8 protein-coding genes and 1 pseudogene are annotated in these 11534 nt (G+C 50.8%); 2 read left to right on the top strand and 7 right to left on the bottom strand.

Annotation, left to right across the window (positions count from 1 at the left end; translation table 11 throughout):
- Window positions 1–78: 78 nt before the first annotated feature.
- The 3 genes and pseudogenes from OGY15_RS10880 to OGY15_RS10870 form a co-directional block, all read right to left on the bottom strand.
- A pseudogene (locus OGY15_RS10880) lies at window positions 79–531 on the bottom strand (c-type cytochrome); the annotation flags it as partial.
- Between the two features lie 3 nt (window positions 532–534).
- Entirely contained in the window at window positions 535–2427 is a 1893-nt protein-coding gene (locus tag OGY15_RS10875) for an NAD(P)-binding protein (RefSeq protein ID WP_151219062.1), read from the bottom strand.
- Between the two features lie 158 nt (window positions 2428–2585).
- Window positions 2586–4013, bottom strand: a complete 1428-nt coding sequence (locus OGY15_RS10870; protein ID WP_151219061.1) for a gamma-aminobutyraldehyde dehydrogenase — start codon at window positions 4011–4013, stop codon at window positions 2586–2588.
- A 314-nt stretch (window positions 4014–4327) separates the two neighbouring features.
- Here OGY15_RS10870 and OGY15_RS10865 point away from each other — a divergent pair, with 314 nt between their 5' ends.
- Window positions 4328–5053, top strand: a complete 726-nt coding sequence (locus tag OGY15_RS10865) for a FadR/GntR family transcriptional regulator (RefSeq protein ID WP_151219060.1) — start codon at window positions 4328–4330, stop codon at window positions 5051–5053.
- A 24-nt stretch (window positions 5054–5077) separates the two neighbouring features.
- Window positions 5078–5776, top strand: a complete 699-nt coding sequence (locus OGY15_RS10860; RefSeq protein WP_151219059.1) for a cache domain-containing protein — start codon at window positions 5078–5080, stop codon at window positions 5774–5776.
- Between the two features lie 20 nt (window positions 5777–5796).
- On the opposite strand, the gene OGY15_RS10855 is transcribed toward OGY15_RS10860, so the two are convergent.
- The 4 genes from OGY15_RS10855 to OGY15_RS10840 form a co-directional block, all read right to left on the bottom strand.
- Window positions 5797–7278 (bottom strand): APC family permease, encoded by a 1482-nt coding sequence (locus OGY15_RS10855; RefSeq protein WP_151219058.1) that lies wholly within the window; start codon window positions 7276–7278, stop codon window positions 5797–5799.
- A 267-nt stretch (window positions 7279–7545) separates the two neighbouring features.
- Window positions 7546–8457, bottom strand: a complete 912-nt coding sequence (locus OGY15_RS10850) for a dihydrodipicolinate synthase family protein (RefSeq protein ID WP_151225396.1) — start codon at window positions 8455–8457, stop codon at window positions 7546–7548.
- The gene (ilvD, locus tag OGY15_RS10845; RefSeq protein ID WP_151219056.1) at window positions 8457–10169 is read right to left on the bottom strand and encodes a dihydroxy-acid dehydratase; all 1713 of its coding nucleotides are present in this window, start codon (window positions 10167–10169) and stop codon (window positions 8457–8459) included. Before ilvD ends, OGY15_RS10850 begins: the two co-directional genes overlap by 1 nt.
- Window positions 10166–11533, bottom strand: a complete 1368-nt coding sequence (locus OGY15_RS10840; protein WP_151225395.1) for an MFS transporter — start codon at window positions 11531–11533, stop codon at window positions 10166–10168. The genes ilvD and OGY15_RS10840 overlap by 4 nt, the downstream gene beginning before the upstream one ends.
- Window position 11534: the final 1 nt, after the last annotated feature.

The raw sequence follows: 11534 nt of genomic DNA, 5'->3' as shown, positions 1-11534 counted from the left end.
GCCACGGGAATATCTGCGGCAGCGGGCCTGTAATGGGTTAAGTGATAACAGATGTCTGGAAATATAGGGGCAAATCCAGGTAAACAGCCAGTTCCAGATATGCAGCGGCCAGCGGGCGGAGAGCAGCCACGGGATGGCATTCTCTTTATTGGGTTGTGCCGACGGCGTAACGTCATGCATAAAATAACGATACAGCGCCTGTACATCCTCATCAGACAACTTCGCATAAGAGGGATAAGGCATAGCCGGATAGAGCGGATGACCGTCTTTAGCAATTCCCTGACGTACGGCCTTTTCAAAATCCGCGTATGAATAATTACCAATACCCTGCGTCTTGTCTGGAGTAATATTGGTCGAAAAAATATCGCCCACCGGCGTGGGAAACTTTTTACCCCCCGCCATCGCAACACCACCCTCTGCGGTATGACAAGCCACGCAGTCAGAAATTCGCGCGATATATTCACCACTAGATTCAGCAGCACTTACCGAGGCGGTAAATAAACAGGCGGCAAGAATGGTTACGTTACGCATAAATCACCCCATATCCTTGAGTTCGTTAACCGCACGCCATGCCTGATCGATGGCTGTGTGCGCATAAGCACTCCAGTCAGAATCAGAGTTGGCGATAGCAATGCGGCCCACTGGTTGACGCGCACGCTCGATAATTTCTGGCATTTTATCCATATCATCAAACAACGAGTTGGCGTAATACGCATAACCATGCGCCCAGCGGTTAACAGTGATGGCGGAGATGTCGCGTTGATTATCAAAGCCTGTCGAACCAAACATTTCCTGCAACTGGGCGCGAATCATCTCCTCATGCGCCGCAAATGTGGTCCCCAGCAAATAGGCTCGTCCCAGACGGAACTGCTCTCTGGCGGACAAGTTACTGCCCGGATAGGTAGGCACATAAACCATGTGAATAACCATCGGATCGTCCGGTGAGGCCGGATGTTGATACCCTCCGATGCTAACCGGATAGTCGAGCTTAACCCGGCTGTAAGGTGCCGCCGGAGAATAAAATTCATGTACGCCGAGCTGTTTGAACGCCTGCCAGTTCTTGACTACCACGTTGGTATACACCAACGGCGCCTTCACGTTTAGTTTGAGATCCGCCTGCTGCTGTTCAGGCATCTCAGGCACCAGATAAGGGATCATCATGTTATAACCCGCCATGATGGTATTTTTGCCGCGCACACGGTGCATTTTGCCGTCACGCAGATAGGTCACCACCACGCCATCCTGTACATTAGCCGCATTAATCACCGTGCTGTTCAGGCGCAGGCGCGTGGCGTTTTCCGGCAGATCCAGCTTTTCGTAATGCAGTCTTGTGAGGACAGAATCTTCCATCGTGTTACCCGGAAGCGCATCCGGCAGCATATACCTGACGAGCAGTCGGGCCAGGCCAGCGTTACCGTCCGGGAAATGGTAGACATACGGTTCTTCGAGATCGGCCAGCGATTCTCCGTCCAACGGCGGTAGTCCCAGCGCTTCCATGCCGGGTAATGCGCATGCCCTGGCATCGCTGCAGGAGATACCCTCAATGCCGATGGCAAAGAAGTCGTTGGAACGCTGCTGGAAATAGAGCAGCGCCATTTTGCTCAAACCGACTTTTGTGGCCAAAAATTCACTGTAGCTGTGGGTATCCAGCCATGCCATTTTCTCATCGACCGTCATACCGGGAAGATAGTCGCCTGGATGCACGTGCAGGTCGATCAGCGCTTTTCTGTCGTTCTCACTGAGTGGGAAATCATTGATAAAGTCTTCAATTTTCCGGCCATTTAGTCTGTCCGGCGGAATATCATCTGATACCGCGCGCCCCGGATCGCCGCTGACGATTTTTGTCTCGCCAAAATTCTTTTTATCGAAAAAAACCCCGCGACTGAGCTGCCAGTCGGGGTAGAAGTTTACGTCAAAACTCTCTTTTAACCGCGTGACGCTGACGCCTATGGTTTCCATCAGTTTTTGTACTTCAGGGCTGAAATTATGCGCGGGCGACTGGAATGCTTCGCTGCCGCCATAACCGAGTAATTTTTTGCCCGAGTGAGTGAATTCATTACGTTTGGCGTGCCCGCCAAAATCGTCATGGTTATCGAGGATCAGTACCCGGCTATTTTGCCCGGCAAGTTGTCGCCAGAAACACCCGGCAGCCAGCCCGCTAATCCCGCCCCCCACAATCACCAGATCGTACTCTTCCTCAACGGGCAGAGCGTTTAAATCAAAATGCTTCTGCTCGCGGCCTAGCGCATGCGCCATTTCAAACGATCCTGGATGATTTCCCCGCAGCCCGGTGAGTGCCGGCGGATAATAACTCCCATCGATAAATGCGTTGCTCTTTCCTGCCGCCCTGACCCACTCCAGCGGAGTAAGCCCCGCAGCAATAGTCACCGCGACGCCGTTCAGAAAATCACGTCTGGTAATTGCCATTTACTTTTTTCCTTATTGCTACACACTGCCCTAAATACGACCAAATAAGAGATATATCCCTTCATCTTAATAAAGCGATACAGCCGACGACCTCACTGGCTTTAACTCTTCATCCCGTTTTTTAGAATCATAATAATTGATGAACTTCCTGCTAACCGCTATTCAGCGATATCACACATGATATGTTTCACTCGGGTATACTCATCAAGTGAATAAGATGAAAGATCTTTCCCGTAACCCGATTTTTTGAACCCCCCGTGCGGCATTTCGGCGCACAGCGGAATGTGATTGTTAATCCATACCGTGCCAAAATCGAGGGCAATGCTGAAACGCTGGGCACGACCATGGTTGCTGGTCCAGACGCTGGCAGCAAGACCATACTCCACATCATTAGCCTTGAGTAACGCATCTTCATCAGTTGAAAACGACTGAATAGCCATCACCGGCCCAAATAATTCATGTTGTATTGCTTCATCATGTTGATGCAACCCGGAGACGATCGTCGGCTCAAAATAGAAACCCGGCCCCGGCCCGGCTCGCCCACCGGTTTCAACTATTGCATGTGCCGGTAAACGCTCAATAAAGCCTTTCACCTGCTCGAGCTGGTTTCTGCTGTTCAATGCGCCGTACAGCGCATCCTGATCCTCTGGTGGACCAAATTTAATACTCTTCGTTTTCTGGATCAGCTTTTCCAGAAATTCAGCGTAGATGGACTGTTCGACCAGGATACGCGTAGCCGCCGTGCAGTCCTGTCCGGCATTGAAAAAACCTGCCGTGGTAATCGTCGCAATCGCTTTGTCGATATCCGCATCAGCAAACACCACTGCGGGCGCTTTTCCGCCCAATTCCAGATGTGCTTTAGTCAGATTCGCCGCTGCAGAGGCAGCAACCTGCAGACCCGCGCGAACCGAACCGGTAATCGAAACCAGCGAGGCCTTCCGGTTTGAGACCACCAGCGAACCAGTATTGGCTTTGCCCAGCACGACGTTAAATGCTCCTCTTGGGAACAACGGCGCAGCCAATTCAGCCAACAGCAGCGTGCTGGCTGGCGTTGTATCGCTTGGCTTTAACACGACCGTGTTGCCTGCCGCCAGCGCTGGCGCAATCTTCCATACTGCCATCATGAACGGGTAGTTCCACGGTGTCACTTGTCCAACAATACCCAGCGGTTCACGACGGATAGTCGAGGTAAACCCGGCGGAATATTCTCCTGCTGCCTTCCCTTCAAGACAGCGCGCCGCGCCGGCAAAAAAGCGGATGGCATCACAGGATGCCGCGATCTCTTCCTTCTCAATAAAATGACGGAGCTGACCGGTTTCCTGGCTCTGCGCGTTTACCAGTCGCTCAACGTTTCGCTCTATCTCATCTGCAAGGCACAAAAGTGCCTTCTGCCGCTGTGCTGGCGTCGATTTTCTCCAGATGCTAAACGCCGCCTCCGCCGCCGAGTAGGCCTGCTCCACCTCTGCCGCACTAGCGTTGGGAGATAATGCGTACGTTTCGCCATCGACCGGACTTACCAGTTCGAAGGTATCTTGGCTGCTGCCTGCTACATATTGCCCATTGATGAAATGCTTCAGGGTTTTCATGCCTTTCTCCTGCCGGTTAATACATAAAGAATCTTATGTAATATATATATTGTAAAAAAATTTCAAATACGCAACATTGACACTATGATAGGGCTCGCATTTTTAACTTAGATTTCACATTTACAGGAAAAGGCTTTTCATCGTGAGCTGACGCGTTATGTCCAACTCATCATGAGGTTATCGGGACACACATCCGCTTGTGCTGTGAAGTTGCGTACAGGCATGTAAAGTAACTCGGCCATTCTTACCTTCCTTGCCCGGCGGGCATGTGTTAGAAATGGTCGTTGTTTCAGGGAATTGAGTGCAGAAAAGTTATGATTACTCACGCGGTCATATTTGCGCCTATCGGGCAGGTCAGTCGTTCGGACCAGATAGTGCAACGCCTTTCAAACGCTATTATCACCGGGTTGCTGGAGCCAAAGGAACAACTTCCCAACGAAACTGATTTGGCAAAGATGATGGGCGTCTCACATATTACCATCAGAGAAGCGCTCAATACGCTTCGGGCTAATAATCTAATCTATACGGTTCGTGGTCGTAATGGCGGGAGCTTCGTTTGCGAAAAGATTGATAGCAAAAACAACGCTCTGCATCCGTTCAAAGCGATAAGCACAGATTATCTTTCTGATCTGGGTGAAATGCATTGTGCCATCATTAGCCATAGCGCAAGGCTGGCTTCCAGACGAATGACCAGCGCGGACATCGCCAAATTTCGCGAGTTTGTTGAGGTGCTCAGAAAGGCAAATTCACCTGAACTAATGACCCAGGCAGATATGCGTTGCCTGCTGGCGATAGCCGCCAGTTCGCATTCCGCGCGGCTGGCCAACCAGGAACTACAGGTGCAGGCAGAATGGGCATCGTTGGTGGCGATACTCTATCGCATAGACAGCGTTCATGCGGAGATTATCGCGCTTTATTCAGCGCTGGCGGATGCGTTAGCGGCTCACAACGAGGCGGAATCGGTGCAGCTTGCCACGAGGATCATCGACACGTTTACCTATTACCTTATTGAAAAAAAGTTGAAATATAACGCGAACTGACAATCAGTGAAGGCAGAACAGACAATGAGCTCTTCGACATCTTTAAGCGCATTAATTCGTAAGATTGATGATATTACCGCCTCTACCGTAGAGTCTACCGTTGCGCTGGCGAGGAGCATCCATGAGGCTATTTCTGGGGTGCAAAAGGCCTCCGCAGAAGTAGTTCTCGATCCGTCGGTGAGATCGACCGTTCAGCAGCACATCAAACGCACCCTCAGTGACAACCATTACTGCTCAGGGGCCGGGTTCGCCAGCCATATTGAGAGCACCGCAACCGCAAAAGAGTATTGGCTGCTGGAATGGTGGTATAAGAAAGATAATGGCTTGAGCCAGGCCCATCTCGATTTAGATCAGGCCACGCAGCAACGACTGGATTTCAGAACCTTCGAGTGGTTTAAGCACTCACCTCCGGAGGGAAAAGCGTATATCCACGGCCCCTACGTCGACTATATCTGCAATATCTCTTACACCCTGACCTCGGCGGTGCCGGTCTATTACAACGAGCAGTTTCTTGGCGTCGCCGCCGTCGATCTGCTGGTCAGTCAGATTGAAGCCGAACTGCTTTCCTGTCCCCACCCTGACTATGTCATTCTGACCAATCTGGAAAACCGGATTATCTTCTCCAGTTGGCCGCGTTTTCGCGTGGGGGAATTGCTGTCCCCCACGCACAGCACCGTGGTTTACCAGAGCGACTACTTTATCCTTTATCACTATCAAAACTAAGGGCCCGAGGGCCCTTAGTTTTAGTTATCCTGCCCCACATTGAGTTTGTTAGCGTAAGCAATGGCGTCGTTTTCCGGTGCCGCAGATCGTCCGAACGGTCGTGTCAGGAACATATAGATTAGACCAGAGCCAACAACAATCGCCAGGCCGAACAGTACCGTCCAACGATCGATGAAGTCGCTGCTGTCTGCCGGTTGTGCCAGCAACCAAATCCCGCACAATCCATAGGCCAGCGCCAGCACATTCACAATCACGCCCCAACCGCCAATAGTCCACTCTCCAGCCGGTTTCCAGCCTTTGAGACGCTGGCGTAGCGCGGCAAGCACTACCATCTGGAACGAGATGTAAATCCCGATAACGGCAAATGCGGTAATACGCGACAGGTTGTCTGGCTGGAAATAAACCCAAACACAGATGATGACGGGCAGCAGACAGCTAACGACCATGGCATTATCCGGAACACCATTTTTAGATATTTTTGACATCCATTCACTGCCCGGCAGCATTTTGTCGCGGGAGAAGGAAAAGATAAGACGGCTTAACGCAGCCTGCAGAGACAGAATGCACGACAGCATCGCCACAATCGCAACAATGATAAAGACAGTTGCACCGGTTTCACCAAGTGCTTCATTCAGGATGGCCGGGATCGGGTCGGACGTTTTGCCATTGACGATACTTATCAGATTTGGCGAAGCCAGCAGGTAACCCATAACGGAAATAATCGCGGAAATCGCGCCAAATACGATGCTTAGAATCATCGCAACAGGGATCTTTTTACTTGGATTTTGTACCTCTTCCGCAACATTACCACAGGCCTCAAAGCCAAAGAACATGAACAGCCCCATCAGCGCGGCAGACATAAATGCAGTTGAATAGCTGCCATCATGAGCCAGCACCCCCATCGAATCGAAGATGACCGAGAACGGCTGCGAACGGTGGAAAATCAACAGATAAATCCCCAGCGCAATCACGCTGACAATTTCACACCAGAAGCCAATTTTTGCGACCCGGGCCAGATTTTTAGTCCCGGACATATTAACAGCCATCATCAAAAGCAGCAGTAAAACGGACGTCAGCAGCATCGTGGCTGGCGTCTGACCATAGTGAAAGAGCGACTCTACAAACGTTGATGTATATTCCGCGATTGACGTAATGGTGACCACCAGCGCCCACAGGTAAATCCAGGCGGCGATCCACGCATATTTCTTGCCCCATAACCTCCTGGCCCAAGGATAAAGCCCGCCGGTTATGGGATACTGGGAAGCGACCTCACCAAACACCAATGCCACTAAAAGTTGTCCACATGCAACGATTAAAATCCACCATACTGCCGGCGGCCCCGCCAGCGTTACGGCCAGCGCAAACAGCGAATAGACAGCGGTAAGCGGCGACAGATAGGTAAAACCCAACGCAAAGTTTGAAATAAGACCTATCGAGCGATTGAATTGTTCTTTGCCATCGTTCTGAAAATTATCGTTTTTCTTATCAGGTGTCTGTTCCATATAGCTTTCTCTTTTGTGGAATAGTCGCAGGGTTGAACAATTAATGTATAAAAGATATTAAGTTATATGTATAGTGATTTTGTCACGTAATTGTTAAAAATGATCGCGCATCACATTCCCGAAAAAACTGGAATAAACCATCAAAATTAACAACAAATTAACAAAAAAGTGATGTATTCATGCTGAGAAAAGAGAAAGGAGCCATACGTTACTGAGGAATCGCGCATCTGTTCGGCGTGGCTGTTCAGATGCGCGGCTGTTGAATTGTTAGCCAGTGCAGACCGACAAACTAAATTGTGAAATAAAACGATCGATAGTAGTGATATCCTCCTGCGTCAATGACCAGCCAGGTTTGCGACAGTAATCAGCCGTAATGATCCCCCTGCGCTGTAAGATTGTTTTTTCTACCTGAATGATATATTCGCAGTGCTGCATCCAGCGTTGTATATACGGTAACAGCGTCTCATGTAACTGCGTCGCTTGCTGATGTTCACCCACCAACCAGTGACGATAGATTTGCACATAAATTTCGCTAAACGAGCAGCCAGGCATCACCCCTTTTCCTCCCGACTCCAGCATTTGCAGCATATACAAACCGGCATAACCGTTTAGCACATGCGCGTCTGGCGCCTGCTGCAGAAATTCACGCGTATAGTTCACCGGCGGATTACATTCAATCTTGAACACCGCATGTGGGTAACGTTTTGCCACCTCAGCCAATTGCGCAGGTGTAACCGGGAACCCCGTTTCTCCTGGCGCGTACTGCACCATCACCGGAATAGTGACCGCTTCCAGTACCGCGGCAATATGCGCCTGCACTGCGGCAAGCGATGGCTGTAGGAAAAAAGGCGGCAACAACATTAGCGCGTCAGCGCCCATACTCTGGTAGCGCCGCGCACGGCGAACGGCCACTTCTGTGCTATGGTCGGTGATCGACAGTGCGCGAAATATGCCTTTATCCGCTAACTCAGCAACAAAGACTTCCGCCAATTGCTGACGTTCATTATCGTCAAGTTTCGGAAATTCACTGGCAATGCCAAACAGTGTGAGCCCATTAACACCGATGCCAGAAAGATGCGCCAACAAACGACGAAAGCTCGTAAAATCCACGTCACCCTGCGGTGTAAACGGCAGAGCAACAATGGGATTAACCCCCCGGATGCGCGCAACCGTAATCATTACAAATCTCCCCTATCCGCCAATACAGCCCCCTGCGCAGCCGGTAGCGCCCAGCGACGATACAAACGTAAGAACCCACGTGGAACGTCTTTATGGACCAGTTGGCAGTGTTGCTGACGTTCGTTCAAGACCCTCTCTTCCACATTCAACATTAATGTCCGCTGAGGAATATTAATGCTGATCGAATCCCCGCTTTCGACCAGCGCCAGAACACCACCATCGCTGGCTTCTGGCGAAATATGCCCAACAAACAGCCCACGATTCGAGCCGGAAAAACGTCCATCAGTAATCAGCGCACAGGAGTCTGACAGCTTCATTCCTTCGAGGAATTTCATTGGCTTATACATCTCTGGCATACCCGGTCCGCCTTTTGGTCCTTCGTAGCGCAGCACCAGTACGCTTCCCGGCTGAATATCACCGGAGAGAATCGATTCCACGGCCTCATCTTCGCTGTTAAATACCACAGCAGGTCCGGTAAAGACCATCAAATGGTCCGGCACTGCAGCTGGCTTCACGACACACCCCATTGGTGACAGATTGCCATGTAACACAGCAACCCCCGACTCATTGCGTACCGGGATAGCCAGTGTATGGATAACTTCCGGGCGGCGGGAATTGGGAACACCCCGTAGCCATTCACCTTTTGTTTGCCCGTTGACCGTCAGGCAACTGAGATCCAGTAAATTGGCGATCTCTTTTTCCACTGCCGCGACACCGCCCGCTTCCCAGAAATCGATCATGTCATACTCCGACGCCGGATAGAGCGAGGCGACCAGCGGTACCTGGTGACTGAGAGCATCAAATTCAGCCAAGGGCAGATGTCCCAACTCGGCTTCATAATAAATAGCCTGTAGATGCAAAATAGCGTTAGTGGAACCTCCCGTTGCCAGCAGATAAGTCATCGCATTGCGGATCGATTCGCGCGTAATAATTTGTCGGGCGTTCACGCCACGCTTAACCAGATCAACAGCCGTTACCCCAGTCGCATAAGCACAATCTCGTCGTTCATGTGAAATCGCAGGCAGCATACTGCTCCCTGGCAGGCTCATGCCTAATACTTCTGCAATACAACACATCGTGTTGGCTGTACCGTACATCGTGCAGGAACCGTGGCCCGGCTCAGCAATATCTTCAATATGGCGGAATTCAGCGTCATCAATTTCGCCACGACGTTTCCAGCCAATAGCCTCGGTGACGATATTGCCGTCCCAGTGTTTACCTTTGTATTCTGCGGGATACATTGGCCCGCCATTTACTAAAATAGCCGGGATATCGAGACGTGCTGCCGCCATCAGCATAGCGGGCACGATTTTATCGCACGACCCCAACAGCACCATGCCGTCGAAGCGGTGAGCGCGCATCATCACTTCGATCGAACTGGCGATAATTTCGCGGGCCGCCAGAATATAGCGCATACCCAGATGCCCTTCAGCAATCCCATCGCATGGAGCGATAGTGCCAAACACCATCCCCACGCCACCAGCCTCATCGATGCCTTTCAGCACATGCGCAGTCAGTTCATTCAGATTGGCATGTCCCGCTGTCGCATTGGTATAGCTGTTGACGACGGCAATCACCGGGCGATGCAACTGTTCGTCTGTATGGCCCATTGATTTATACAAGGCGCGTTTTAAAGCGCCATCATCACCGCTGAGGATCGGGTTGAAGTGCTCGCCACCACAACCTGCGCATCCGCTGCCACAACTGCTCATATATGACCTCTTTTCGTTAATACACTGTTTTCTGCTGGTGTTTTTTTGCGGTCGCGGGGATTAACCAAGCGTCCGGGAATGAGGAAAATCAGCGGCGCGCAGAGTACAAGGAAGCCCGCCAGAATATACAGTCCGCTACTGGTGCTGCCGGTGGTGTCTTTCAGCCAGCCGAGAACGGTTGGACCAAAGAATCCGGCTAGATTACCAATCGAATTGACTAATGCGATACCAGCAGCCGCTGCCGTACCAGAAAGTAACGTCCCCGGAAGGCTGATATAGGTTGGGATTAGGGATAACGTGCCGGACATGGCGACACAAATCCATGCCATCATCCAGAACGTGGAGCCTTCATTCAGGGCGCTAAATGTCAGACCAATCGCACCGATAATCGCCGGAATAGCTATGTGCCAGCGACGCTCCTGCTTCAGATCAGAGTGACGGCTGTTCCACAACATGCAGGCCGCACCGAAAATATAGGGTACCGCCGCCAGTAGGCCGATAGCAAAATCGTCCTGTACGCCGGAGCTTTTAATAATCGATGGCAGCCAGAAGTTAATACCGTAATAGCCAATGTTAAAACTGAAGAAAATCAGCGCCAGCAACCAGACGAAGCGGTTACGGAACATTGCAGACAGGCTGTGCTGCGGCATTCCGGCGTTGGCTGCGACTTTATCAAGCTGATCTTTATGCAGATCTTGCTCAATCAGCGCTTTCTCATCATCCGATAACCATTTGGCCGATTTCACGTCATTATCGAGATAACGCAGCACGACGAAGGCCAGTAGGAATGACGGGATTGCTTCCACCAGGAACAACCATTGCCAGTTGTGCAGTTGACCAACACCTTCGAACATTTTCAGGATTAGCCCTGACAACGGGCTGCCGATAATAGTCGACAGCGGCGTCACCAGAATAAACAGCCCCAGCGTGCGCGCTGAACGCCAGGAAGGGAACCACAGCGTTAAATAATAAACAATCCCCGGAAAGAAACCGGCCTCTGCGATACCAAGTAAAAAACGTACAATGTAAAACTGGGTTGGTGTGGTAACAAACATCGTCAATGCTGATAAAACTGCCCAGCTTGCCATGATGCGTGCAATCCAGAAACGGGGACCAAAACGCTGCATTAGCAGGTTACTCGGCACTTCAAAAAGAAAGTAACCGATAAAGAAGATACCAGCACCGATCCCATAAACCGTATCGCTGAGATTCAACGCATCCTGCATATGGAGTTTGGCAAAACCCACGTTCACCCGATCGAGATAGGCGAAGAAATAACACAGGATTAAAAACGGGATCAGCCGTCGGGTCACTTTACGATAAACCGCATTTTTATTTTCAGTATCAAGGGTACGCGTATTCATC

It is taken from the genome of Citrobacter sp. Cu231, assembly GCF_030332265.1.
GTDB lineage: Bacteria > Pseudomonadota > Gammaproteobacteria > Enterobacterales > Enterobacteriaceae > Citrobacter > Citrobacter meridianamericanus.
Note: the sequence above shows the minus strand (reverse complement) of the source record. Positions and strands in the feature narration are given on the sequence as shown.

Excerpts from the sequence above, each read along its gene's own strand:
- OGY15_RS10850 (WP_151225396.1), bottom strand. The coding sequence starts at position 8,457 with ATGATTACGGTTGCGCGCATCCGGGGGGTTAATCCCATTGTTGCTCTG.
- OGY15_RS10865 (WP_151219060.1), top strand. The coding sequence starts at position 4,328 with ATGATTACTCACGCGGTCATATTTGCGCCTATCGGGCAGGTCAGTCGT.
- OGY15_RS10870 (WP_151219061.1), bottom strand. The coding sequence starts at position 4,013 with ATGAAAACCCTGAAGCATTTCATCAATGGGCAATATGTAGCAGGCAGC.
- ilvD (WP_151219056.1), bottom strand. The coding sequence starts at position 10,169 with ATGAGCAGTTGTGGCAGCGGATGCGCAGGTTGTGGTGGCGAGCACTTC.
- OGY15_RS10875 (WP_151219062.1), bottom strand. The coding sequence starts at position 2,427 with ATGGCAATTACCAGACGTGATTTTCTGAACGGCGTCGCGGTGACTATT.
- OGY15_RS10840 (WP_151225395.1), bottom strand. The coding sequence starts at position 11,533 with ATGAATACGCGTACCCTTGATACTGAAAATAAAAATGCGGTTTATCGT.
- OGY15_RS10855 (WP_151219058.1), bottom strand. The coding sequence starts at position 7,278 with ATGGAACAGACACCTGATAAGAAAAACGATAATTTTCAGAACGATGGC.
- OGY15_RS10860 (WP_151219059.1), top strand. The coding sequence starts at position 5,078 with ATGAGCTCTTCGACATCTTTAAGCGCATTAATTCGTAAGATTGATGAT.